Raw genomic sequence first — 23,582 nt, 5'->3', positions numbered from 1 at the left:
CACTGGCGCAGATGATCGGCGAACAACCCTGACTGGATAATGAAAACGGAGAAGACGAATGGCAAACGGAGCTTGCGATATTTGCGGTCGCCCGGCGACGGCGCGCGTGCGCGCCTCGGTGAACGGCAGGGTTCAGAACATGGAGCTGTGCGATCAGCACTACAGCGAAATAGCGCGCCGGTCGGGACGCAGCGCCTCGCCGCTGGAGTCCCTGTTCGGGCGGCGTTCCCTTCTTGACGAATTCTTCGGCGAGAGCGGTTTCGGCAGCCTCTTTGGTGACAGTCCGCTGCGAGGCGGCACGCTCGGCTCTATGGGTGATGGCGATGACGCTGTCGTCGACGCCACTTTCGGCGAGGGCGCGCCGCGGCGTGGATCGCGGCGCGGCGGCGGACGCACCATCGCCGACCGGCTGAGCGAACAGGGCAACAAGCTGCTGCAGGATGCAGCACAGAAGGCCGGGGAATTCGGGCGCAGCGAGGTCGACACCGAACATCTGCTTCTGGCATTGACCCCGTCTGACGTCGTCAAGACGATCCTGGAACAGTTCAAGGTCGATGTGGATGATCTGCGGCGCCAGATCGAGAAGGAAGCGAAGCGTGGAGACGCCAAGACGGAGGGCGAAATCGGCGTAAGCCCTCGCCTGAAGGACGCGCTGAACCGGGCCTTCATCGCCTCGAACGAACTCGGCCATTCCTATGTCGGTCCCGAGCACCTTCTGATCGGACTTGCCGAGGAAGGTGAAGGCCTGGCCGCGGCGATGCTGCGCAAGCTGGGGTTGACGCCGCAGGCGCTGCGCCAGCAGGTGACGAAGGTGGTCGGCAAGGGTGCCGAGGAAGGCCGCGTCGAGACTCCGTCGAACACCCCCGATCTCGACCAGTTCAGCCGCGACCTCACCAAGGTCGCGCGCGAGGGCAAGCTCGATCCGGTGATCGGTCGCGCCCGCGAGATCGAGACGACGATCGAGGTTCTTGCGCGGCGCAAGAAGAACAACCCCGTGCTGATCGGCGAGCCCGGCGTCGGCAAGACCGCCATCATCGAGGGGCTCGCCCAGCGGATCGTGGCCGGCGAGGTGCCCGAGGCCCTACGCGACAAGCGGCTGGTTGAACTGAACATCAACTCGATGGTCGCAGGGTCCAAGTACCGCGGCGAGTTCGAGGAGCGCGTGCAAAAGATCCTCAAGGAGATCACCGAGGAGAAGGACAGCCTCATTCTCTTCATCGACGAGATCCACACCATCGTCGGCGCCGGCCAGGGCGGCGGCGAAGGCGGTCTCGACATTGCCAACACCTTCAAGCCGGCGCTGGCGCGGGGCGAGCTGAACCTGATCGGTGCGACGACGCTCAACGAGTATCAGAAATACATCGAGAAGGACGCGGCGCTCGAGCGACGGTTCCAGCCGGTTTATGTGGACGAGCCCACTGTCGCACAGACGATCATGATTCTGCGCGGGCTGCGCGACACGCTCGAAAGCCACCACAAGGTGACGATCACCGACGAGGCGATCATCGCCGCCGCGGAGCTTTCGGATCGCTATATCACCGGTCGCTTCATGCCCGACAAGGCGATCGACCTGATCGACCAGGCCGCGGCGCGGGTGAAGATCTCGGCCACTGCGCGGCCCGTGGACGTGCAGGAGCTGGAGGCCGAAGCCGCGCAGATCAAGCGCGAGCAGGACTATGCCGCAGCCCGCAAGCAATTCGACCGGGCAGCGGAACTGAAGAAGGAACTCGAGCAGAAGCAGAAGGAGCTTGACGAGCTTCTGGAGATCTGGAAGCGCGACCAAGCTTCGGCGACCGCCGAGGTGCGCGCCGATCATGTCGCGCAGATCGTCTCCAAGATCACCGGTGTTCCGGTCACGGAGCTGACCGCCGAGGAGAAGGACAAGCTCCTGAAGCTCGAGGAGAAGCTGCACGAGCGCGTCATTGGCCAGGAAGAAGCGATCCGCGCCGTAGCCGATGCGGTGCGCCTGGCGCGTGCGGGTCTGCGCGAAGGTTCCGGTCCGACCGCGACCTTCCTGTTCCTCGGGCCGACCGGGGTTGGCAAGACGGAACTGGCCAAGACGCTCACCGAGGTGATCTTCGGCGATCAGGACGCGATGATCCGTATCGACATGTCGGAATATGGAGAGCGTCACGCGGTGGCACGGCTCGTCGGCGCGCCTCCGGGATATGTCGGCTATGACGAGGGGGGCCAGCTGACCGAAAAGGTCCGCCGCCGGCCCTATTCGGTGGTGCTGCTCGACGAGATCGAGAAGGCGCATCCAGATGTCTACAACATCCTGCTTCAGGTGTTCGACGATGGCCGCCTGACAGATGGCAAGGGCCGCGTGGTGGACTTCACCAACACCATCATCATCGCCACCTCGAACCTCGGTTCGGACATCATCCAGCGCAACCTCACGAAACGCGGCAGCAGGGAGTTCGACCAGGCCAAGCAGAAATCCGAACTGATGGAGGTGTTGCGCGGTCATTTCCGGCCCGAATTCATCAACCGGATCGACGAGATCATCGTCTTTCATTCGCTGAATCAGTCGGAGATCCGCCAGATCGTCGAGTTGCAGCTCAACCGGGTGAAGCGGACCGCCCTTACCCAGGGCGTCGAACTCGAACTCGATGTGAGCGTCGTGGATCACTTCGGCGCGGTCGGCTTCCGCCCCGAATTCGGCGCCCGCGAGCTGCGCCGGCTGATCCGGTCGGAGCTGGAGACCGAGTTGGCCCGCGAGATGCTCTCCGGGCGGATCGAGGATGGTGACAAGGTCCGCGTCGCCTGGTCGGAGGACGAACAGAGGGTCGTGTTCGAAAAGATCGTAAAGGACACCAGTGACGACAGCCCGGACGATCCGGCCCAAGCCGGGATCGGCGAGTCCATCGAAGTTGCCGAAAACAAGACGGACGTTCCAAAGCCCAGCGTTGAGGATGAGGTGCAGTCCAAGGACGACAAGTCCGCCGAGTGACAGCGCAAATGACTGGCCCGGCGCGATATCGGTCGCGCCGGGCCATCTCTTCGGAGAGTTATAGGAAGGTCCACGGCATGAACGTCATTAGATCATTCCGCAATCTCGACCGGCACGGCCAACAGCGCGCGCCTGAGGTCATCGAGGAAGAAGTGCGGCAACTTGAACCGCACCTTGCGCGCTTTCGCGAGGATCTGGTCCGGCTCGAAGTCGTTGCCTCGCAGACGAGGGGCAAGAAGCGCATCAAAGTCAGCCTGCGCCTGCAACTGCCGTCGGGCGTGATCGCGGCGCGGGAAGAGGGATTCGAGATCGAGCCTGTCCTGCGCAAGGCCTTTGCCGACCTGCGCCACCAGGTCGATCGGCATGTGGCGCGCCTCAAGCACGAGCCTGAATACAAGCGTCCCGCCCGCCGGCGCCGGATCGGCGCCCCGCTGCCGCCCGCGCGGGATGCGGCGGAAGCGGACCGGCGCCAACTCTTCTTCGACCTGATCGAGGATCATCTCGATACGGTCTACGATACCGTCAGGCGCGAGTTGACCTATCTCGAGTGTAGCGGGTCTGTGCCGGCTGGCTACCTGAGCGTTGGCGATATCGTCGATGCGACGATCCTCAAGGGGCTGGCCCGCTTCGAGGATCGGCCTTCGGAGTTTTCCGTCGGCGACTGGCTGAAACGGCTGGCTTTTGAGACCATCGAGGAAGAATCCCGCGCCGCCCGCCGCGCCGTGCCTGAGGATGCCGCCTCCATCGAGGCGGAACCCGAGGCCCCGGCGGAGGATCCGACCGAGGCGGATCAGGCGATGTTCGAGTTCTACCAGCCCGACGAAGTGCTGATGCTGGAGGACCTCCTCGCCGACGACGGCGGCACAGACCCCGAGAGCCAAGCGGATCGGCATAAGATCGCCATGGTGCTGCACCGGGCAATCGCCGATCTTCCGTCGGTCGAACGCCGCGTTCTCTATCGGCTCCACCTCGACAACGCTACGATCGCGGAGACGGCAGACCTTTTCGGCCTGACCGAGACAGAGGTCGCCGAGATCGCAGAAAATGCGGGCGTGACACTACGCGCGAGGCTTGCCGAAACCGGGTTGGTCAGAGATCCATCAGGCCGCGCTTCCATCGAACGGGAAATCGCTCACACGCAGCGTCTACCTCAGCCGATCGAGGATCGCCGCCGCGTGGCCGCCGCCCTAACCGGCGAGGACGCCGGCTCCGACACCAGACACGAACTGAATAGGAGATCGACCAATGACCACAGCCTCTGAAAACCCGACCGACAAGATGCAGGACATGCTGTGCAGCCTGTCCCGGAATTGGTGGGCATTCGTGTTACGCGGCGTGCTCGCATTGATCATCGCAGTGCTAGCCTTCGTCATGCCCGCGGAAGCGCTTCTGGCGCTCACGCTGGTCTTCGGCGCGTTCGCCTTTGCCGACGGCGTGTTCGGCCTCGTCGCCGCGATACGTAACATCCGCAAGGGCGAACGCTGGGGCTGGCTGATGTTCAGCGGCATTCTTAGCATCGCCACGGGCGTCGTCGTGGTTGTCTCGCCTTTTGTCGCGACGCTTGTGCTTGCGACATTCCTCTGGGCCAGCATCGCATTCTGGTCCGTGTTCTCGGGTGCCCTCGAGATCGCGGCAGCGATCCGCCTGCGCAAGGAAATCGAGGGCGAGATCTGGCTGATCCTGAGCGGCCTCGTCTCGGTCGTTCTCGGTGTCGTCGTGACCTGGATGCTGCTGACGCGCCCGCTCGAAAGCTTCCTCGCGCTCGGCTGGCTGATCGGCTTCTACGCCGCGATCTTCGGGGTGATGATGATCCTCCTCGGGCTGCGGCTGCGCAAGGCGGATCGCCCGAATGACGGCACCATCGCCGGCCAGCCCCGGTCGGCGCAGATGTGATGTGCGCTGTGGCAGATGACCGGCGCCTTGCCGGCGGCGAGAACGACTTCACCCGATGGGACGAAACGATTTTCGACCGTTGCCTTAGCGCCGGCTTCAATCCGTTCGGCAGCGGTCCGACGCCGATCTTCCTGCGGCACCCGGACGCAGAGGCGCGCGCCGATGCAAGGCCGTGCATGCCCCCTTGACACCGAAAATGCGAGGTGCTGATGTCGAGCCGCCTGCCTGACTTGGCATTTGCTGCTGCGGCTGCTGCCTTGGGCATCGGCATCGTTTTCGTTTTTCGTTCGATGTATCTTGCCGAAGACATACTGCCTTTCGCGCAGGAGATGACACTCATCTTCCTCGGCGCTGTCGTGACGATCATTCTGACCGCGGCGCTTCTCAATCGCCAGACCGATCTCGAGCTTCGCAAGGAAGGAAGGGTCATCATCCTCCAGCAGCAATGCGACATTTACATGGCCTGCATCGAGAAGGTCGCAGAGATCGTGGAAACCGCAAGGCACGATGCGAAGCTGATCGATGAACTGCGTGTTCTCAGCCACAAGCTGGCTGTGGTCGCGAGTGCAGGGGGCGTGTCCAGCTTCGAGCAGGTACTGGAGAGCTTGCAGTCCGGTTTTGCTGACGGCACGCTCTCGGACGGGGACGGAGAGGGCGTGATGAATGCCGTCGCCGATCTCACGATAGCGATGCGGTCGGACGTCCTGCACGCTGCTGCCTTTCCTTCGCAGAACACCGAACGCGCCGTTCGCCTGAATTCGAGGCGAATGGAAAAACTCGGCGATCTCGACCGTCACCTTCTCGTATCTACCGACACCCGGGAGAACTGATATGCGCGGCCATAATCGCCCACCATTCCCGCCGAAAATTCCTGGAACCGATCTGCCATCCTGGGACGTGCCGACGGCAATCATCTACCGTCCTGCCCGTTCCGCGATGACATCGGCGCCTCGGCCCAACTACTGGATCCTCGAGTTCGAGCCGTCCCGGCCGCCGCAGATCGAGCCGCTGATGGGATACACGTCCAGCGACGATCCCTATCGCCCGATCCGGCTGAAATTCCCCGACCGTGATAGCGCCGTGGACTTCGCCGAGCGGCAGGACTGGCGCTATATCGTGCGTGAGGACGCCCCGCGCCGCCCCACGCCTAACCCCTGGCGGGGAGAGGAGCGGCATCGCCTCTATAACGGCGCCGACGCCCCGAACGCCTTTCGCATACCGTTCCGCCTGGATCGGGGTCGCACGGACCACCCAATCCGGCGCGCAGTCGAGCAGAAAGGCACGGTGGACCTGTCGTCCCAAGAAGAGGCCGAATTCGATCCGGTCCTCGAAGCCTCGCTCGAATCCTTCCCCGCTTCTGATCCGCCGGCCTGGACGGGCGTGACCGTCGCGGCGGGGCGGCGCAAGACGTGACGCCCCGCCTGCGGAGCTGATACTTTACCATAACCCAACCGAGGAGAGATGGAATGTCCAACGCCAAAACCATCGATAACCTGAACAAGGCGCTCAGGATGGAGATCAGCGCCACACACCAGTATCAGCTTCATGCCCATGTCCTGGAGGACTGGGGCCTTGTCGGTCTCGCCGCGCAGATGCGCGAGGAACAGACCGAGGAAGGCGGCCATTCCGACCGCTTTCTGGAGCGGATCCTGTTTCTCAAGGGTGAGCCCGAGGTGGCTTTCGACAAGCCGCCGGTTCGGGCAAAGACCCTGCGCGAGATGTTTGAAGCCGACCTCAAGGACGAGGAAGAGGCGATTGCCTTCTACAGCCAGGCGGCACGCGCCGCGGCAGAGGAAAACGACATCGGATCGCGAATGCTGTTCGAGGAAATCGTGCTCGACGAGGAAGGGCACAAGGCCTGGCTGGAGTTGCAGCTCGAGCTTATCGAAAGGCTGGGCGAGGCCAGTTACAGCCTGCGCTTCCTCGATGAGACCAAGGCCAAAGCGTGACGGCGAGGGGCAAGGCGCGCGCGCGCGCGCGCCTTGCTCCGCCACGACCGCCAGACACCCCGATGAACGCGGAGACTGCCACTGTTTCCCTATCTTGACAGCGTCGCACGCCGTTACCCGCCCGTCATCATATGGGCGCTCATTGCTGCGAACGTCCTCGCGTTTCTCTATCAGACAAGCCTGCCGCCGCGCGTGGTAGACAGGTTCCTTTTCGAGTTCGCGCTGGTGCCTTCGCGCTTCTTCGGACAGCTAAGCCTCATCGCCCCGTCCGGCTGGACCCCATTCCTGACCAATATCTTCCTGCACGGGGGCTGGCTTCACCTCATCTTGAACATGTGGACGCTCTGGATTTTCGGCCCCGCGGTCGAGGACCGGCTTGGGCCGGGCCGGTTCACGCTGTTCTATCTGTTCTGCGGTATCGCGGCCAGCCTGGCGCATGCCCTGGCCAACCCCGATTCCGTAATTCCCGCGCTCGGCGCATCCGGCGCGATCGCGGGCGTGATCGGCGCTTATGCGCGCATGTTTCCGGCGGCGAAGCTGGTGGTGATGGTGCCGGTTCTCTCCCTGCCGCTGTTCTTCGAGGTCCCGGCCCTTGGCTTCGCGATGATCTGGCTCGGCCTGCAGGTGATCCCCGGCATCCTGTCGCTGGGCGATCAGGCCATGGGCGGCGTCGCCTGGTGGGCGCATATCGGCGGGTTCGTCGCCGGTTGGCTCGTCACGCCATTCCTTCGAAGGCGCGCCGACGGCTATCGCAACTATTACCGCGACGAAGGCATCTACGGCTTTTTGCCCGACGGCCGACGGCAAGGAGGACAAGGTCCATGGACATAACGCAGCTTTTCTGGCTCTTCTTCATCTTCTCTGCGCTGCAACCGGTGCTTCAGCGCAGATATCTGGAGGCGATGCGCACCCGCAAGATTGCCCAGATCGAGAAGAAACGCGCGAGCCGCGTCATCTCGCTGATCCACCGGCAGGAGACCATGAACCTGCTGGGCTTTCCCCTGATGCGCTACATCGACGTCAACGATTCCGAGGAAGTCCTGCGTGCGATCCAGATGACCGACGACGAGGTGCCGCTCGATATCGTGCTGCACACGCCGGGTGGGCTGGTGCTGGCAGCAACCCAGATCGCGCGGGCCATTCAGGGCCATAAGGGAAAGGTCACCGTGTTCGTGCCGCATTACGCGATGTCGGGCGGCACCTTGATCGCGCTTGCCGCCGACGAGATCGTGATGTGCGAGCATTCCGTGCTGGGCCCCGTCGATCCGCAACTCGGCCAGATGCCCGCCGCCTCGCTGATCAAGGTCGTCGAGGAAAAACCCATCGCCGAGATCGACGACCAGACGCTGATCATGGCCGATGTCGGTCGCAAGGCCATCGCGCAGATCGAGGCCTTCGCGAAGCGGCTTCTCTCGGACAAAATGGATGAGGCCCGGGCGGCGGATGTGGCGGCGAAACTGGCGACCGGCACCTGGACCCATGATTATCCGATCTCCGCCGATGAGGCACGCGAGCTGGGCCTGCCCGTCGGAACGGACATGCCCAAGGAAGTCCTGGAACTGATGACGCTTTACCCGCAGCCTGTCCGGCGGCAGGGCAGCGGCGTCGAATATCTGCCCGTGCCGCGAGAACGCGAGGCGCGCCGCGGCCTGTCTGGCCACTGACGTCGAGAGAACCATCCACCGCCCGGAAGACCGGGCCTGCTCAGCAAAGGAAACCAAATGACGACCGTTATCTGCCCGAACTGCAATTCCACCAACCGGGTGCCGCAAGAGCGCCTGGGCGACAATCCCAATTGCGGACGCTGCGGCGGCGCCCTCTTTCAGGGCCATCCGGTTACGCTAACGGCGGCGAATTTCGACCGCCACGCTAATGCCGACCTGCCGTTGCTCGTCGATTTCTGGGCCGAGTGGTGCGGGCCATGCAAGATGATGGCGCCCCAATTCGAAGCGGCGGCGCGCTCGCTCGAACCCCGTGTCCGCCTGGGCAAGCTCAATACGGAAGCCGAACAGCAGATCGCCGGCCGCTACGAGATCCGCGGCATTCCCACCATGATCCTCTTCAAAGGCGGCAAGGAAATCGTGCGCCAGAGCGGCGCGATGTCTGCCGCCCAGATTGCGCAATGGACGCAATCCCGGCTCTGATGATTTTGGCTCCTGGCCTTCCCTGCGCCATGCGATTTGGATAAGTCAAATGCACAGCGTGACCGGATTTCTCGAAAGTGCGGCCCTGCTGGTCGGAGTGGCATTCGTGTTCGTCACGACGTGCTCACGGATCGGCGTGCCCAGCATCGTGGGATACATCCTGACCGGTCTGTTGATTGGGCCGGCCGGTTTCGGCCTGCTTGCTCAAAGCACCGCCCTCACCAACATCGGCGAGATTGGCGTGATACTCTTGCTGTTCGCGCTCGGCCTCGAATTCTCGTTCGAGAAGCTTGTGACGCTCAGGCATCACGTTTTCGGTGTCGGCGGCGCGCAGGTCGCGATCACGACAATACTCGCTGCGGTCGTGGGAAGTCTGGCATTCGGCCTCGCGCCCGTCGCCGCGATCCTTGTCGGCGGGGCCGTTGCCATGTCGTCCACGGCCATGTGCCTCAAGGTGCTCGCAAGCGTGAACGCTCTAGGATCGGCCCAAGGGCGCCTCGCCATTGCAGTGCTTCTGTTTCAGGATTTGGCAGCCGTCGCATTTCTGATTCTTCACGATGCAATGAGCGGGGCCGCCGAAGGGTATGCCGTGATAACGGTCGTCGCCGGTGCAACGGCATTGGTTGCAGCTCTGTTCATTGCCCGTGGCCCGGTGCAGATACTTGCCCGTTGGGTAGCGTCGCGTGGCGATCCGGAACTTGCCCAACTCCTCGCGCTCACCATAGCACTAGGCTCCGCGATTGTCGCGGCCACCGCCGGCCTTTCTCCGGCACTCGCCGCATTTGCGGCCGGCATGATTATCGGCGAGGGCGACGCGCGCCATGCGGTCGAGAACGAGATTAGCCGATCAGGGGCATCAAAACAGGCCATTTGCAATTTCATATGCCATCAATAATCGACCGTTTGTAAGTGGATGCAAGGGGCGTTTCTGTCGCTGCGCTGACCGCTAAAGGCCTTTTATTGATTGGCTGACGGTCACGAGAGGCGCTCGAGGAGACAGGATCGTCGAGCGCCTCTATTATAGTAGAGAAGAACGCAGCCCCTCAAGCCATATCGCTTAGTCCGTCCTCGACGTGGATTGCAGAGCATGATTCACCTCCGGCAGGACAGCGTCGGAGGTGAATTATGCGGGGAACGGACGAGAAGAACGGGTCGCTGTTCAGCTATGTCGATCTTGAAGAGCGCATCCCCGCTCGGCATCCGCTGCGAAAGATCCGGCAGGTCGTGAACGATGCGCTGGCCAGCCTCGATGAAGATTTTGATCACCTTTATGTCGATTTTGGCCGCCCCTCGATCGCGCCGGAACGGTTGATCCGGGCCAGCCGGGCTTGTTGCAGAATTCATTCGAACACGACAAGGAGACTTTTGGCGCAACGGTCGCGGACAGATCAGGAGAAGCAGATGTGCACCACGAACAATCGAGCTCGCGGCGTTGACTTGGCCTTACCGCGAACACCATGCGGGCTCGTAGCATCTGATAGCCACGCATCGCTCATTTGCTTTTCCGCAGGCTTCAGAGCTCCATGCGAACTCTCTTTCTCCTCGAAAGGAAGGAAAATCTAATGCTCTCGCCAGAATTCTGCAGGTGTTCGGGTCATCCCAACCTTCTGTATTCGGCCCGGCCCGCTTCGCAGCGGGCCAAGGGGTGTCAGGCCCGCACGACCAAGACGGGGATTGCGGAACGGGTCACAACCTCGGTTGCCTGACTGCCAAGTAGCATCCGCTTCAGCCCGCGCCGCCCGTGAGAGGCCATACAGATGAGATCGCAACCGAGTGCCTCGGCGCGCTCTAAGATAGTATCAGCAGGCGTGGCATCAGGCACATGCAGGGCGGTTGCAGAAACGCCCGCATGTCTCGCACGCTCTGCGGCGGCCTCAAGGATCCGCTCTGCCGTTTCGCGCTGCGCCTGATCATAGCCCTCGAGAACCGCCGCTGGCGTGTATGCCCCGGCCCCCATCGCCGCTGCTGCAATCGGGAAGGGCGGCGTCACAGTCAGGATCGTCACCGCAGCGCCGATGCTGGATGCAAGTGCAATGCCATGCTCAAGGCCGAGGCCCGCGTTCTCAGAGCCATCGGTGGTGATAAGGATGTGGTTATACATGAGAAACCTCTTGAGGTTGGGAGGAGGGATGCGAGGCCGCTTTTCGCGCCGCGCCGCGATCATTGCGGATCGGATCGGCGAGCAGCCGCAACCCGTTTAGCACCACCAGAACCGTGCCCCCTTCATGGCCGATGACGGCAAGCGGCAAAGGCAGCTCGAAAAATAGCGCCGAGACCACCAGAAGCACCATCATCGCCAAGGCAAAGCCGAGGTTCTGCCGGATGATCCGGCGGGTACGCAAGGCCAGTGTCCGGGCGGCGGCAAGGCGGGTCATGTCCTCGGACAGAAGCGCCACATCTGCGGCCTGCAGCGCCACTTCACTGCCCGCAACCCCCATGGCGACGCCGACATCCGCCCGGGCAAGGGCAGCGGCATCATTCACCCCGTCGCCGACGAAGGCCGTCCGGCCCTTTTCGGCAAGCGCGGCAACCAGTTTGACCTTGTCTTCCGGCAACAATTCGGCGTGGATTTCCGCATCGGAAAAGCCGAGCTCCCGCCCGATCCGTTCGGCCACCGGGCGGCGATCCCCGGTCATCAGGGCCAGCTGCGCCACCCCCGCCGCACGCAGTTGCGAAAGCCCGGCGGCAGAGCTTGGCCGCGGGCGGTCTGCCACCGTGACGCCGCCGATCAGCTGCTCGCCACGCCCGATCCAGGTGACGGTTTGGGCCGAGGCCTTCAGCCGCTGCGCCCCGGCCGTATCGACCCGCGCCCCCATCCGCTCCAGCATGCGCTGGTTTCCGGCCCAGATCGGCCCCTCTTCGTCGATCCCGGTGATGCCCTCACTGGGATGGGTCACGACATCCCGGATGGCGGCGGGGGCAAGCCCCTCGGCCTCTGCCCGGCGCCGGATCGCGGCGGCGATCGGATGCTCGGACTGCGCCTCCAAACCCGAGAGCAGCGCCAGCATGCGCCCCTCGGGGATCTCTGAGGTGAGGTCGGTGACCTCTGCAACTCCGGTGGTCAGGGTGCCGGTTTTGTCAAAGGAAAAGCTCTTCACTTCTGCCAAGGCTTCAAGCGCCGCGCCACCTTTGAACAACACGCCGCCCCGTGCCGCAGCCGCCAGCGCCGACAGCATGGCGGCGGGCACCGAGATCACCACGGCGCAAGGGCTTGCCGCCACCAGCAGCACCGCAGCGCGGTAGAGGGCGTCGGAGGCGGAAGCCCCCATCCCCCACAGAACCACAAAGGCCAGCATGGCCCCCAAAAGCACGGCCACGGTGTAGCGCTGCCCGAACCAGGCGCTGAAGGTCTCGGACGGCGCGCGGGCGGCTTGGGCCTCGGTCACCATGTCGATCATCCGCGCCACGGTGCTGCTTTCGACGGTGGCGCTTGCGCGCATGGTCAGCACGGAATTGAGGTTGACCGTCGCCTCGAAAAGCTTCGCTCCGGGCACCTTTGAGACGGGCATCGACTCTCCGGTGATCGTCGCCTCGTCGACCGTGCCTTCGCCGGTGACAAGCACGCCATCCACGGGCACGCGCGCGCCCGGACGCAGGACAAGCAAATCCCCCTCGCGAAGCGCCGCGACGGGGATTTCCTCTGTCGCGCCCGTGGCGCTCAGCCGCAGTGCAGTCTCGGGGCGCAGCGCCATCAGCGCCTCGATCGCGCGGCGGGCGCGGCCCATAGCGCGATGCTCCAGCGTGCCAGAAATGCTGAAGAGCGTGAGGAGAACCGCCCCCTCCAGTGGGGCGCCTACCGCAAGCGCGGCCAAAGCCGCGATGATCATCAACAGGTCGATGTCGAGCACGTGGTCCTTGAAAAGTGCACCAAGCGCGCGCAGCCCCGTCGGAAGCCCGGCCGCAAGATAGACAAGTGCAAGCCCTGCCGTGAGCCAGATCCCCGGCAGCACGAAGGTGCCGAAGAAGGCGGCCGCCATGCCGAAACTCGCCGCGAGCGTGAGGGGAAGCATGAGGCGTTCTTCAAGACTTACAGGGGCGGTGCTGGGCATAGGAAGCTTCCTGTGTTGACACGCATGCGGCGGGTTCGGCGCATGAGGAGCCGATAATTCATTCCGTCCAACGTCGGCTATGACCCAGATCAATTGCAATGATCCGGTTCACCCTACATTGTTACCGGAAGTTTAAGGAAGTCGATGGCCTCGTCAGCGTTTCAATCCATCGAGCGCGGATGAGCGGTGAAGCTTTGGCGCGGCCTGGAATCTACAGGGTCAGATCGACAGTATGAAATTGGAGCGGGACGGCCATGACCTATCAGTCAGCCCATGAAGAAGTACATTTCGTCAACCGCAGCGGTTGGTTGCGGGCCGCGGTGCTCGGCGCCAACGATGGGATCGTCTCGATCTCGGCGCTCATCGTGGGCGTGGCGGTCGCCAATCCTTCCGCAGAGGCGGTGTTCATCGCAGGCGCCGCGGGATTGGCCGCCGGGGCGATGTCCATGGCGGCGGGGGAATATGTCTCGGTTAGCTCACAATCGGATATTGAAGGTGCTGACATCGCCCGTGAGGCGCAGGCTCTGCGCGAGACACCCGCGGAGGAGGAGGCGGAACTGGCTTCTATCTGGGAGAGCCGAGGTCTCTCGCCCGCGACGGCAGCGCTTGTCGCGCGCGAGTTGACCGAAGCTGACGCGCTTGGGGCCCATGTGCGAGATGAACTCGGCCTCTCTGAGGTGCATAGCGCCAATCCCTTACAGGCTGCCTTTGCCTCTGGGCTCACGTTCACTTTGGCCGGGGCTGTGCCGATGGTTGCTGCGCTCGTCTCACCCGCAGAAACTGTCGCCGTCGTGGTTACTGTGACAACGCTGCTCGCGCTTGCCGTTCTCGGGGCTCTCGGGGCTTGGGCCGGCGGAGCCAAGTTGTTGCGACCAACACTGCGTGTGGTCTTCTGGGGCGGTGCCGCGATGGCAGTGACCGCCGCTATCGGGAAACTATTTGGGGTCGCGGTTTAGGCAGGCAGGGGGGCTATCCCCCCTTCTTGGGGATCGGGGGAAAGGTATTTTAGAGTTCAAAAGGGCCCGGTTTAACGGCTCTGGCATTGTCGAAGATTTGGTTGATGAAACTGCAGCCTCTCTATCAGCGGCGGAGGTTTGGGGGATCGCCAGCCTGCGCAAGCCCATAGCTGAGGCCCTTGCCAATCCGGTGCGCGAGGGCTGACCAATTGCGGGCCTGATCTATTGTGAGGTTAGCAGCCAGCACTGTATCAAAGAGGTCCAGCCATATTGGAAACATCTCAGCGCGTATGTCTCCTGCCTCTTTGTGAACGAACATGGGGTTTCCATCGTAGCCCTGTTCGCGCAGGATCGCGTTACGCCAGAAAGACATGATCCTGCTTTCATGCTCTGACCAATCCGTGACGTGCCGCGCAAAAACTGGCCCAAGAACTGGATGGTGGCGAATGTCTGCGTAAAAGCGAGCGACCACCACGCCGATTTCTTCGGCGGTAATGTCAAACCTACGCGCATTCATACTGGCCTCCTTTCACCGGCCTCTGTGTTACGAGCGTTTCCTCTGCGCATGGCTTCTAACGTGGCCCGGCCATCATAAGAATTATGAACTCACATCAGTGAGTGCCAGATCCATTCATCGGATCTTGGCGGCCCGATGTGTAGCGGAATTTTCGCTGAGCTATGGTCGAAAGTTGGTGACGCTTGATCAGGCGGCGGTTTGAAGTTGACGGAGGCCGTCGCGGAACTCAACCCCCTGTATGATTTCTGGGAGGCGGTGGTGGCCGTCGAGTTTTCGCCATTTCTTCTGGGCCGACATCATCAGCTTGAAGGCTATGGCCGTTTGATCTGGTTCAGGTGAACGTCGAACTCCTGCGCCAGCTCGATCATGGTCTTCTCGCCCTTGATCGCGGCTACCGCTACTTTCGCCTTGAAAGCCGGGCTGTGGTTCCGGCGCGGTCGTCTTGCCTTGGTCTTCTCCTCGCTCGCAGCATCATGCTGCCGTTACGCGGAAAATCCACTTATCCCGGCTGTTCAGATTCCCGCCGCCGCCTCTTCCATGACCAGACTAGACGAAACAGACCGACGTATTCTGCGCGCATTGCAGAAAGATGGTCGGATGCAGAAGATCGAACTGGCAGCCCAGGTCGGGCTTTCGCCCTCGCCCTGTCTGCGGCGCGTCAAGGCGCTAGAAGAAGCTGGTGTCATTCAGCGCTACGTCGCGGTACTTGACCCGGCGGAAATCGGGATGGGTATGACGGTCTTCGCCCGTGTCTGGCTGACCGGGCAGGATGTCGAAACCGTCAACCACTTCACCAATGCCGTCAGCGCCCTGCCGCAAATTGTCGAGTGCCACCTGATGGCGGGCGATTGCGACTTTCTGCTGCGCGTTGTGGCCCGCGATCTCGATGACTATCGGCAGTTCCAGATCGATCATCTGACCCGGATCAAGGGTGTTCAGAATGTAAAATCCGACATCCCTATGCAAAAGATCTAGCTCACCTCTGAACTGCCGCTCTGACGCGGTCATAGACTCCTCGCTTTATAGTGTGCGGCAGGGCGGCAGTGTCGCATGGACAAGGTGGCAGTGGAAAACTACCATGATGGCATGCTTCGCTTGGTCTTGATCCTTGCTGCCTGGCTCTCTCTTGTGCTCTCACCCGTCGCGGCGACTGCGCATGAGCTCCGCATGTCCGACAACACCGATCACCACATGGCACTGTATGAGGAAGGTCATTTCGGCAGCACTGCGGTGCTCTGTGACGACCAAAGCGACTGCAATGTCGGTGTGTCCCTGTGCAAGGCGGTATGCGCCGGGCTCCCGGTCCCCTTCCCTGTTCTGGCCGATGCTTCGCAATACGCCCCGAGGACCGATGTATATGTCGCGGGGCCCGGCGCCGACTTCCGGGAAACCCTTCCCGATGAGGATAGTCGCCCTCCCATTTCCTCTCTCCTGTGAGTGACCGGCAGGGGATTCCTGCCGTTTTCCCTTTCTTGCAAAGCGGGATCACATCCCGAGGAGAGATCATGCCTTTCGTATCCAGACGCGGCTTCCTTGCCGCAGGTGCTGCCATGGCAGCCGCATTTCAATTCAACTCCCGCGCCTTTGCGCAAGGGGAGACCGCTCTCGGGCTTTCTGCGACCACGCGAAGCCTGGACATCAACGGGCGCGCGGCGACGGTCTTTGGCCTGACCGGGCCGCAGGGCTCAGGCCTTGTTCTGAACCCCGGCGAGCGCTTCAGGGTGGATCTGAGCAACGATCTGCCGGTGCCGACGATGATCCACTGGCACGGACAGATCCCTCCGAATGCACAGGACGGGGTGCCGGACGCGCCGATGGCAGCGCTCTCGCCCGGCGAGAAGCGGAGTTACGACTTTGCGCCGCAGCCAGGAACCCACTGGATGCACAGTCATATCCCGATCCAAGAAATGCAGTTGCTTGCAGCGCCGTTGATCGTGCGCCGCCCCGAAGATGTCCGTGCCGACAGGCAGGAGGTTGTGATCCTGCTGCATGATTTCTCGTTCAAGTCCCCCGAAGAGGTCATGGCGGAAATCACCGGCGGACATGGAGTCAGTCACGGAGGCGGTCACGCAGAGGGTCATGGCGGCGCTGCGCCGGCGCCAATGCAGGGGATGGACCACAGTTCCATGGGACATGGCACCATGGCGGACATGCAGCATGGTGGCATGTCCGGTATGGAGATGGATCTCAACGACTATGACTGGGATGCCTATCTGGCCAATGACCGCACGCTTGCCGATCCCGAAATCATCCAGGTCGAGCGCGGTGGCAGGGTAAGGTTGCGGATCATCAACGGCGCAGCCGCAACCGTCTTCTGGATTGACACAGGCACTGTCGCAGGGCGGCTGGTGGCGGTCGATGGCCATGAAATCCGGCCGCGCGCGGGAACCAGTTTTGGCGTGGCCATGGGCCAACGCCTTGATATCGAGCTGGATCTGCCCGGTGAAAACGCGGCCTGGCCGATCCTTGCGTTGAGGGAGGGTGCACGCGAGCGCACCGGCATTGTGCTCGCCGCCCCGGGGGCCAGCATCAGCCGGATCGCCGGAACGGGCGAGACGGAAGCCGCAGCCTTCGACGTGGATCTGGCGCAGGAAGGTCAACTGCTTGCCCGTGATGCCCTGCCGTCCCGGTCGGTCGATCGCAGCCATATGGTGATGCTGGGCGGAAGCATGCAGCCCTATCGCTGGACCATAGATGGCGCGGTGTGGGGCGATCACCGCCTGATTGGCGCCAGAAGCGGTGAACGCGTCGAGTTGATGTTCCACAATATGTCGATGATGGGTCACCCGATGCATCTGCACGGCCACAGCTTCCAGGTCGTAGAGGTCAACGGGCGGCGGATGGCGGGTGCACGACGCGACACGGTCTATGTTCCGCCGATGTCGATGGTGACCGTTGCCGTCGACGCCGGTGAGGCCGCGAACTGGATGCTGCATTGCCACCACATGCCGCATCTGGCGACAGGCATGATGACGGCATTCTCGATCCAGGCGTGAGGCGTCATCGTCTGATTGGCGGGGCTGCGCTGCTGGGCATTCTGGCCGGGGTCGGGGTCTTTTGGGATCCCGGCGCACGGCCAGACCCGGCTGTGTCGCGCGGGCGGCAGGTCTATGCTGCAAACTGCGCGCCCTGCCATGGCGCGCAGCTTGAAGGCCAGCCGGACTGGCAAAGCCCTGCCGCCAACGGCCGCCTGCCTGCTCCGCCACATGATGAGACCGGGCATAGCTGGCATCATTCCGATGCCTTGCTGCTCTCCATCATCGCGCTCGGCACCGCCGCTGTCGTCGGAGACGGCTACGAAAGCGACATGCCAGGCTTCGCGGGTGCCCTGACGCCCGAGGACATGGAAGCGGTGCTGGCATTCATCAAAAGCACATGGCCAGAGCGTGAGGCCAAGTATCAGCGCCGGGTATCAGGCGTTGAATAACTAGACGGTCGTCGGACGCAAACAGATCGCATCAGCCTCGGCGAGGGCCCGGCTGTGTCGGGCAAATCCGGCGCAATGAACCTTAAACGGAAACTGGATATGAAGTCACAAAAAATGCCGTGGGTCCTCTCAGGCCTCATACTTGCCGTAGTCGGAGCCACATTCTGGGTAGGCCGCGAACCGGATGCCACCACCGCACCGACCGCAGCCACAGCGACAGGCGTCCGGGTGCCGGCCCAATTCTCGGAGGCTGCTGCACGGGGGGGCACCGCCTTCGACAGCACCTGTGCCGCCTGTCATGGCGTCAACGGGGCCGGGACGGATGCTGGTCCGCCCCTGATCCATCGCATCTATGAACCGCCTCATCACGGCGATTATGCGTTCCAACTCGCGGTGTCCAATGGTGTGCGTGCTCACCATTGGCGGTTCGGGAACATGCCGCCACAACCGGGGCTCTCTGAAGCCGAGGTTTCAGATATTATCGCCTATGTGCGCGAGGTGCAGAGAGAAAACGGGATCGAATGAAGTGTCGGGAGCTTTTCCACTGCCTTCAATCCGGCAAAACTATTTGACCGAAGCAAAGGTACGGACGTCTTCCGCGCCTTGAGAGAGACAGCGGACCGGTTCACCCCGGTCCGCGCTGGTTTTTCTGCGATCAAAACCGCTTTGAACGCAGCCGCAGCGAGTTACCGATCACGCTGACCGAAGAGAGCGCCATCGCCGCCGCCGCGACAATCGGCGACAGCAGAAGGCCGAACAGCGGATAGAGCACCCCCGCCGCCAGCGGCACGCCCGCAGCGTTGTAGATGAAGGCGAAGACAAGGTTTTGCCGGATATTGCGCATCACCGCCTGCGACAGACGGCGCGCCTTCACGATCCCCATCAGGTCCCCCTTGAGGAGGGTCACGCCCGAACTCTCGATGGCGACATCCGTGCCCTGTCCCATAGCAATGCCGACATCAGCTGCGGCGAGGGCGGGCGCGTCGTTCACACCATCCCCGGCCATTGCGACGACATGCCCTTCGGCCCGCAGGCGATTGACCACCGCACTCTTTTGATCGGGCAGGACATCGGCCTCCACCTCGTCGATCCCGAGCTGCCGGGCAACCGCTTCGGCCGTGGTCCGGTTGTCACCGGTCAGCATGACGATGCGGATCCCCTCCTCGTGCAGTGCGTTCAGCGCGGCTCGTGTGGTCTCCTTGACAGGATCGGCAATGGCAAAGATCCCGGCGGCACGGCTGTCGACGCCGATATAGATCGCTGTCGCTCCATCCTTGCGCAGCGCATCGGCTTCGGAGCTTAGCGGCGATGCATCCACCCCGTTCTCGGCCAGAAATGCGGCATTGCCGAGGAAGACGCGCTGCCCGTCCACTGTTCCCGAAGCGCCCTTGCCTGTGGGTGAGTCGAAATCCGCAACTTTAGGGATACTGACCCCGGCGGCCTCGGCGCGCGCGACGATGGCAAGGGCGAGTGGATGCTCGGACACGGCCTCGACACTTGCCGCCAGCCGCAGGATATCCGCCTCGGCGAAGCCCGGAGCGGCGACGATCCCGGTCACCGCCGGCTTGCCTTCGGTCAGGGTGCCGGTTTTGTCTACGACCAGCGTATCGACCTTCTCCATCCGCTCCAGCGCTTCCGCATCGCGGATCAGAACTCCCGCACCCGCTCCTTTACCAACGCCGACCATGATGGACATCGGCGTTGCAAGGCCGAGGGCGCAGGGGCAGGCGATGATGAGCACGGCCACCGCAGCGATCAGTGCATGGGCGAACCGCGGCTCGGGGCCAATGGCTGCCCAGGCGGCAAAGGCCAGCAGCGCGATGGCGATGACCACTGGCACGAAATAGCCCGAAACCTGATCGGCCATACGCTGGATCGGGGCGCGTGATCGCTGTGCATCCGCGACCATATGCACGATACGCGACAGCATGGTGTCCTGCCCGACCCGCTCAGCACGGATCACGAGCGCCCCGGTCTGGTTCATCGTGCCGCCAGTGACATGGTCGCCGACTGTCCGGGTCACGGGCATGGATTCGCCGGTGATCATCGATTCATCCAGCGAAGACCGGCCCTCTTCCACCGCACCATCGACCGGCACCGCCTCGCCGGGGCGGACGCGCAGCAGATCACCGATCACCACCTGATCGAGTCCCACGTCTTCCTCGCTGCCATCGGGCGCGATCCGCCGCGCCGTCTTGGGGGCCAGATCCATCAGCGCCCGGATAGCACCCGATGTCTGCTCGCGCGCCCTGAGTTCAAGAACCTGCCCCAGAAGGACCAGAACCGTGATGACGGCGGCCGCTTCGAAATAGACATCGACCGAACCATCCGCCGCCCGGAATGTCGCCGGGAAGACGCTGGGAAACAGGGCAGCGACCATGCTGTAGATCCAGGCCGCACCGGTGCCGATCGCGATCAGGGTGAACATGTTCAGGCTTCGATTGACGATCGAGGCCCAGCCCCGTGCGAAGAAGGGCCAGCCGCACCACAGAACCACCGGCGTTGCGAGCACCAACTGGATCCAGATCGAATAGGACTGGGGTACCAGATGATGCAGCCCGGGAACAAGATGGCTGCCCATCTCGAGGAAAAACACCGGCAGCGCCAACACAAGGCCGATCCAGAACCGCCGCGTCATGTCAACGAGCTCGGCGGAGGGGCCGGTCTCGCCGCTGGCAATCAACGGCTCCAGCGCCATCCCGCATTTTGGGCAGCTGCCGGGCCCGTCACGACGGATCTCAGGGTGCATCGGGCAGGTCCAGACCGTACCAGCGGGCTGCGGACCGTGGTTTTTGACTGCGTGCCCGACATGATGGTGGTGGTGACCTCCCGGCGGGTGGGCATGCGCATGGGGCTCATGGTGGTTCTGATCAGATGGGGGCATGGGCAAATTCCGGGCGAAAGTGAAAGAGAAGGACGAAGACGCCACCATGTAACAAAACAAAGGGCGACCACCCTGCTGTTACAGAACGGCACCCTTGTACGGCGTTATTCTCCCCCGCATCTGCGGAAAAGTGTGATCGCAAAAGAGATGCCCGGCAACTGCGTCGCCCGGCATCTCGATTTCAAGGGTGTCGCGTCAGGCCGAGGCCACTGCGGTATAGCCGGCCGCCGAGAGCGCCGCCACGAAAGCACTGGCCGGTTGAGACGATGCAAAGTCGATGTTCCGCTTTTGCAGATCAACTTTCACCTGCGCTTGCGGATCCACTGATTCAACGGCCTTGGTGACGCCACGTGCACAGCCGCCGCAGGTCATGTTCCGGATGTGGAGCTGCATGAGAACCTCCTTTGTGCCACTCATGCCAAGCGATATGGGGCTTTCCACCGTTGGAAGGTCAAGAGGGCCCATGCGAAAAAATATGAGAAAATAGGTTGACCTTGACACCGTTGGAACCGCCACAAATGCGAGGCGCACGATTCGCGGCATGAAGGAGATACCACATGAACGTTCAGATGAAGGCGGAGACATCAACCGCCCAGACGGTGGTATTGCCGATTGAAGGGATGACCTGCGCATCTTGCGTGGGGCGGGTAGAGCGGGCGCTTCAGGCGGTCCCGGGCGTATCACAGGCACATGTGAACCTTGCCACAGAGAAGGCAGAAGTCCGTTTTTCCAATCCTGTGACATATGATCTTCTGGTCAGGACCGTTGAGAATATCGGTTATGGCGTGCCATTGGCCAACACCGAACTGTCGATTGAGGGCATGACCTGTGCTTCATGCGTTGGTCGGGTTGAGCGTGCGCTCGCGGGTGTCAAAGGTGTCCGTTTTGCGCATGTCAACCTCGCAACCGAGCGGGCGACGGTCGAAGGGACAGCATCCCCGGAAGACCTTGTGAAAGCGGTGGAAAATGCGGGCTATGATGCAGCCCTGATCGGGGACACCGGAGCCGCCGAAGCCGAAGCAAGCGCACGCAAGGACGCAGAGCGGGCAGGCCTGAAGCACGACCTTTTGGTCGCGGGCATTCTGACACTGCCGGTTTTCCTGCTGGAAATGGGCTCACACCTCATCCCAGCTGTCCACCATCTGGTCATGCAGACTGTCGGAACACAGACAAGCTGGTACTTTCAGTTCGCGCTCACGACTCTGGTGTTGTTCTTTCCTGGCCTTCGATTCTACCAGAAAGGGTTTCCGGCTCTGTTCCGCCTCGCGCCCGATATGAATTCGATGGTCGCAGTCGGTACGATGGCGGCCTACGCCTATTCGGTCGTCGCAACTTTCCTTCCGTCCCTGCTGCCCGCCGGAACGGTGAATGTCTATTACGAAGCTGCATCTGTCATCGTCACCCTGATCCTTCTCGGCCGGTATCTTGAGGCGAAAGCAAAGGGCAAGACGTCAGAAGCCATCAAGCGGCTTGTGCAACTGCAGGCCCGTACTGCCCGTGTCCGGCGCAGCGGGCAGACTGTCGAGATCGCAACCTCCGATGTCGCGCACGACGATATTGTGGAACTGCGCCCTGGCGAACGGATACCGGTCGACGGGGAGGTCATTGAGGGCGAAAGCTACGTTGATGAATCCATGATGACCGGCGAGCCAATCCCGGTACGCAAGACGACCGGAAGCACTGTTGTCGGCGGGACGGTAAATCAGAAGGGAGCGCTTGCGCTGCGTGCCACCGCAGTGGGCGGCGCGACAGTGCTTTCGCAGATCATCCGGATGGTCGAATCTGCGCAAGGCTCTAAGCTGCCGATTCAGGCAATGGTCGATCGAGTGACGATGTGGTTTGTTCCTGTGGTCATGGCGGCTGCGGCCCTGACCTTTCTTGTGTGGCTGGTGCTTGGTCCGGAACCAGCCCTGACCTTTGCCCTTGTGAATGGGGTCGCGGTCCTGATCATTGCTTGCCCATGTGCAATGGGTCTAGCCACCCCGACTTCTATCATGGTGGGGACGGGTCGCGGCGCTGAAATGGGGGTACTTTTCCGCAAGGGCGAAGCCTTGCAACTGCTCCGCGATGCCAAAGTGGTCGCCGTGGACAAGACCGGAACCCTGACCGAGGGGCATCCGGCCCTGACGGATATCGCGGTGGCCAAAGGTTTTGATCGTGACGATGTTCTCGCGAGAATGGCAGCAGTCGAAGCGAAGTCCGAGCATCCCGTCGCGCGCGCGATCGTCGATGCCGCCCGGAAGGAGGGGCTTGCCATCCCTGGCGTATCCGACTTTGCATCCGATACAGGTTATGGTGTCCGCGCCACCGTCAACGGGGACCGGATCGAAGTCGGCGCTGACCGCTATATGATCAAGCTCGGGCTGGATGTAGATGAGTTTTCCGACACAGCCGCGCGGCTTGGGAATGAGGGCAAAACGCCGCTCTATGTGGCGATTGACGGGCGGCTCGCTGCTATCGTGGCCGTCGCAGACCCGATAAAGCCCTCAACCCCGGCGGCCATTGCGGCGCTCCATGAACTTGGCATCAAGGTGGCAATGATTACCGGTGACAATCGGCGGACTGCCGAGGCGATCGCGGCAAAGCTCGGGATTGACGAAGTGGTTGCCGAAGTCCTGCCGGAAGGCAAAGTTGAAACGGTGCGTCGTCTGAAGGCCGAATATGGCAGCCTCGCTTATGTGGGGGACGGGATAAACGATGCACCGGCGCTGGCAGAGGCAGATGTGGGCCTTGCCATCGGTACCGGTACCGATATCGCGATTGAAACCGCGGACGTGGTCCTTATGTCTGCCTGCATTCCCCAAGTGGCG

At 62.5% G+C, this 23,582-nt stretch carries 22 protein-coding genes and 3 pseudogenes; 18 read left to right on the top strand and 7 right to left on the bottom strand.

All coding sequences use genetic code 11. The features are described 5' to 3' along the window. The first annotated feature begins 58 nt into the window (after window positions 1-58). The 11 genes and pseudogenes from CDV49_RS10960 to CDV49_RS10905 all read left to right on the top strand — a co-directional run. A complete protein-coding gene (locus tag CDV49_RS10960; protein WP_035714771.1) occupies window positions 59-2,953 on the top strand; it encodes an ATP-dependent Clp protease ATP-binding subunit in 2,895 nt (964 codons plus the stop codon). Between the two features lie 77 nt (window positions 2,954-3,030). Then, the gene (locus CDV49_RS10955) at window positions 3,031-4,215 is read left to right on the top strand and encodes a sigma-70 family RNA polymerase sigma factor (RefSeq protein ID WP_051911448.1); all 1,185 of its coding nucleotides are present in this window, start codon (window positions 3,031-3,033) and stop codon (window positions 4,213-4,215) included. After that, window positions 4,199-4,846, top strand: a complete 648-nt coding sequence (locus CDV49_RS10950) for an HdeD family acid-resistance protein (protein ID WP_051911449.1) — start codon at window positions 4,199-4,201, stop codon at window positions 4,844-4,846. The genes CDV49_RS10955 and CDV49_RS10950 overlap by 17 nt, the downstream gene beginning before the upstream one ends. A gap of 209 nt (window positions 4,847-5,055) precedes the next feature. Next, complete coding sequence (locus CDV49_RS10940) at window positions 5,056-5,676, top strand: hypothetical protein (RefSeq protein WP_035714820.1); 621 nt, start codon at window positions 5,056-5,058, stop codon at window positions 5,674-5,676. Window position 5,677: 1 nt separating this feature from the next. Then, window positions 5,678-6,259: an NADH dehydrogenase ubiquinone Fe-S protein 4 gene (locus CDV49_RS10935; protein WP_035714777.1), complete on the top strand. Its 582-nt coding sequence runs from the start codon at window positions 5,678-5,680 to the stop codon at window positions 6,257-6,259. 53 nt (window positions 6,260-6,312) lie between these two features. Further along, window positions 6,313-6,795, top strand: a complete 483-nt coding sequence (locus tag CDV49_RS10930) for a bacterioferritin (protein WP_035714779.1) — start codon at window positions 6,313-6,315, stop codon at window positions 6,793-6,795. Window positions 6,796-7,020: 225 nt separating this feature from the next. After that, complete coding sequence (locus tag CDV49_RS10925; RefSeq protein ID WP_248700130.1) at window positions 7,021-7,626, top strand: rhomboid family intramembrane serine protease; 606 nt, start codon at window positions 7,021-7,023, stop codon at window positions 7,624-7,626. Next, a complete protein-coding gene (locus CDV49_RS10920; RefSeq protein WP_035714783.1) occupies window positions 7,617-8,459 on the top strand; it encodes an SDH family Clp fold serine proteinase in 843 nt (280 codons plus the stop codon). The genes CDV49_RS10925 and CDV49_RS10920 overlap by 10 nt, the downstream gene beginning before the upstream one ends. Window positions 8,460-8,516: 57 nt before the next feature. Continuing rightward, a complete protein-coding gene (gene trxC, locus CDV49_RS10915) occupies window positions 8,517-8,939 on the top strand; it encodes a thioredoxin TrxC (protein WP_035714786.1) in 423 nt (140 codons plus the stop codon). A gap of 49 nt (window positions 8,940-8,988) precedes the next feature. Beyond that, window positions 8,989-9,834 carry a cation:proton antiporter domain-containing protein gene (locus CDV49_RS10910; protein ID WP_248700128.1) on the top strand — a complete coding sequence of 282 codons (846 nt, stop codon included), beginning with the start codon at window positions 8,989-8,991 and terminating at the stop codon, window positions 9,832-9,834. Window positions 9,835-10,064: 230 nt separating this feature from the next. Further along, window positions 10,065-10,262 (top strand): annotated as a pseudogene (locus CDV49_RS10905) (IS5/IS1182 family transposase); the annotation flags it as partial. Between the two features lie 325 nt (window positions 10,263-10,587). Here the strand turns inward: CDV49_RS10905 and CDV49_RS10900 are convergent. Continuing rightward, on the bottom strand, window positions 10,588-11,040 hold the full coding sequence (locus CDV49_RS10900) for a universal stress protein (RefSeq protein WP_035714791.1): 453 nt from the start codon (window positions 11,038-11,040) through the stop codon (window positions 10,588-10,590). Beyond that, window positions 11,033-12,988: a heavy metal translocating P-type ATPase gene (locus tag CDV49_RS10895; RefSeq protein ID WP_051911451.1), complete on the bottom strand. Its 1,956-nt coding sequence runs from the start codon at window positions 12,986-12,988 to the stop codon at window positions 11,033-11,035. Before CDV49_RS10895 ends, CDV49_RS10900 begins: the two co-directional genes overlap by 8 nt. Before the next feature lie 254 nt (window positions 12,989-13,242). Between CDV49_RS10895 and CDV49_RS10890 the strand changes: the two genes are divergently transcribed. Next, window positions 13,243-13,944, top strand: coding sequence for a VIT1/CCC1 transporter family protein (locus CDV49_RS10890; protein WP_020952702.1), 702 nt, complete (start codon window positions 13,243-13,245; stop codon window positions 13,942-13,944). 124 nt (window positions 13,945-14,068) lie between these two features. On the opposite strand, the gene CDV49_RS10885 is transcribed toward CDV49_RS10890, so the two are convergent. The 3 genes and pseudogenes from CDV49_RS10885 to CDV49_RS20885 form a co-directional block, all read right to left on the bottom strand. Beyond that, the gene (locus CDV49_RS10885; RefSeq protein ID WP_035714797.1) at window positions 14,069-14,461 is read right to left on the bottom strand and encodes a group III truncated hemoglobin; all 393 of its coding nucleotides are present in this window, start codon (window positions 14,459-14,461) and stop codon (window positions 14,069-14,071) included. Between the two features lie 186 nt (window positions 14,462-14,647). Then, window positions 14,648-14,779: pseudogene (locus CDV49_RS20180) on the bottom strand (IS256 family transposase); the annotation flags it as partial. A gap of 5 nt (window positions 14,780-14,784) precedes the next feature. Then, a pseudogene (locus CDV49_RS20885) lies at window positions 14,785-14,907 on the bottom strand (IS3 family transposase); the annotation flags it as partial. A gap of 91 nt (window positions 14,908-14,998) precedes the next feature. Here CDV49_RS20885 and CDV49_RS10875 point away from each other — a divergent pair. The 5 genes from CDV49_RS10875 (at window position 14,999) to CDV49_RS10855 (ending at window position 18,413) form a co-directional block, all read left to right on the top strand. Beyond that, window positions 14,999-15,436, top strand: a complete 438-nt coding sequence (locus CDV49_RS10875) for an Lrp/AsnC family transcriptional regulator (protein ID WP_035714825.1) — start codon at window positions 14,999-15,001, stop codon at window positions 15,434-15,436. A 75-nt stretch (window positions 15,437-15,511) separates the two neighbouring features. Further along, window positions 15,512-15,898, top strand: coding sequence for a hypothetical protein (locus CDV49_RS10870; RefSeq protein ID WP_035714800.1), 387 nt, complete (start codon window positions 15,512-15,514; stop codon window positions 15,896-15,898). A gap of 68 nt (window positions 15,899-15,966) precedes the next feature. Next, window positions 15,967-17,457 carry a multicopper oxidase family protein gene (locus CDV49_RS10865; RefSeq protein ID WP_035714802.1) on the top strand — a complete coding sequence of 497 codons (1,491 nt, stop codon included), beginning with the start codon at window positions 15,967-15,969 and terminating at the stop codon, window positions 17,455-17,457. Then, the gene (locus tag CDV49_RS10860) at window positions 17,454-17,888 is read left to right on the top strand and encodes a c-type cytochrome (protein ID WP_035714805.1); all 435 of its coding nucleotides are present in this window, start codon (window positions 17,454-17,456) and stop codon (window positions 17,886-17,888) included. Before CDV49_RS10865 ends, CDV49_RS10860 begins: the two co-directional genes overlap by 4 nt. Before the next feature lie 54 nt (window positions 17,889-17,942). After that, entirely contained in the window at window positions 17,943-18,413 is a 471-nt protein-coding gene (locus CDV49_RS10855) for a c-type cytochrome (RefSeq protein WP_248700129.1), read from the top strand. Window positions 18,414-18,543: 130 nt separating this feature from the next. Here the strand turns inward: CDV49_RS10855 and CDV49_RS10850 are convergent, their stop codons facing one another. Continuing rightward, complete coding sequence (locus CDV49_RS10850; protein WP_140418256.1) at window positions 18,544-20,772, bottom strand: copper-transporting P-type ATPase; 2,229 nt, start codon at window positions 20,770-20,772, stop codon at window positions 18,544-18,546. 195 nt (window positions 20,773-20,967) lie between these two features. After that, the gene (locus CDV49_RS10845; protein ID WP_035714813.1) at window positions 20,968-21,165 is read right to left on the bottom strand and encodes a heavy-metal-associated domain-containing protein; all 198 of its coding nucleotides are present in this window, start codon (window positions 21,163-21,165) and stop codon (window positions 20,968-20,970) included. A 164-nt stretch (window positions 21,166-21,329) separates the two neighbouring features. Here CDV49_RS10845 and CDV49_RS10840 point away from each other — a divergent pair. Beyond that, window positions 21,330-23,582: heavy metal translocating P-type ATPase (locus tag CDV49_RS10840; protein WP_143413156.1), on the top strand; the 2,253-nt coding region annotated here is incomplete at its 3' end.

It is taken from the genome of Haematobacter genomosp. 1 (genome assembly GCF_002196855.1).
GTDB lineage: Bacteria > Pseudomonadota > Alphaproteobacteria > Rhodobacterales > Rhodobacteraceae > Haematobacter.
This window is presented reverse-complemented; position numbering and strand designations above follow the sequence as displayed.

What these genes read in the sequence shown, in the direction of transcription:
- CDV49_RS10960 (WP_035714771.1), top strand. Translation starts at nt 59, where the DNA reads ATGGCAAACGGAGCTTGCGATATTTGCGGTCGCCCGGCGACGGCGCGC.
- CDV49_RS10955 (WP_051911448.1), top strand. Translation starts at nt 3,031, where the DNA reads ATGAACGTCATTAGATCATTCCGCAATCTCGACCGGCACGGCCAACAG.
- CDV49_RS10950 (WP_051911449.1), top strand. Translation starts at nt 4,199, where the DNA reads ATGACCACAGCCTCTGAAAACCCGACCGACAAGATGCAGGACATGCTG.
- CDV49_RS10940 (WP_035714820.1), top strand. Translation starts at nt 5,056, where the DNA reads ATGTCGAGCCGCCTGCCTGACTTGGCATTTGCTGCTGCGGCTGCTGCC.
- CDV49_RS10935 (WP_035714777.1), top strand. Translation starts at nt 5,678, where the DNA reads ATGCGCGGCCATAATCGCCCACCATTCCCGCCGAAAATTCCTGGAACC.
- CDV49_RS10930 (WP_035714779.1), top strand. Translation starts at nt 6,313, where the DNA reads ATGTCCAACGCCAAAACCATCGATAACCTGAACAAGGCGCTCAGGATG.
- CDV49_RS10920 (WP_035714783.1), top strand. Translation starts at nt 7,617, where the DNA reads ATGGACATAACGCAGCTTTTCTGGCTCTTCTTCATCTTCTCTGCGCTG.
- trxC (WP_035714786.1), top strand. Translation starts at nt 8,517, where the DNA reads ATGACGACCGTTATCTGCCCGAACTGCAATTCCACCAACCGGGTGCCG.
- CDV49_RS10910 (WP_248700128.1), top strand. Translation starts at nt 8,989, where the DNA reads ATGCACAGCGTGACCGGATTTCTCGAAAGTGCGGCCCTGCTGGTCGGA.
- CDV49_RS10900 (WP_035714791.1), bottom strand. Translation starts at nt 11,040, where the DNA reads ATGTATAACCACATCCTTATCACCACCGATGGCTCTGAGAACGCGGGC.
- CDV49_RS10895 (WP_051911451.1), bottom strand. Translation starts at nt 12,988, where the DNA reads ATGCCCAGCACCGCCCCTGTAAGTCTTGAAGAACGCCTCATGCTTCCC.
- CDV49_RS10890 (WP_020952702.1), top strand. Translation starts at nt 13,243, where the DNA reads ATGACCTATCAGTCAGCCCATGAAGAAGTACATTTCGTCAACCGCAGC.
- CDV49_RS10885 (WP_035714797.1), bottom strand. Translation starts at nt 14,461, where the DNA reads ATGAATGCGCGTAGGTTTGACATTACCGCCGAAGAAATCGGCGTGGTG.
- CDV49_RS10875 (WP_035714825.1), top strand. Translation starts at nt 14,999, where the DNA reads ATGACCAGACTAGACGAAACAGACCGACGTATTCTGCGCGCATTGCAG.
- CDV49_RS10870 (WP_035714800.1), top strand. Translation starts at nt 15,512, where the DNA reads ATGGACAAGGTGGCAGTGGAAAACTACCATGATGGCATGCTTCGCTTG.
- CDV49_RS10865 (WP_035714802.1), top strand. Translation starts at nt 15,967, where the DNA reads ATGCCTTTCGTATCCAGACGCGGCTTCCTTGCCGCAGGTGCTGCCATG.
- CDV49_RS10850 (WP_140418256.1), bottom strand. Translation starts at nt 20,772, where the DNA reads ATGCCCCCATCTGATCAGAACCACCATGAGCCCCATGCGCATGCCCAC.
- CDV49_RS10845 (WP_035714813.1), bottom strand. Translation starts at nt 21,165, where the DNA reads ATGCAGCTCCACATCCGGAACATGACCTGCGGCGGCTGTGCACGTGGC.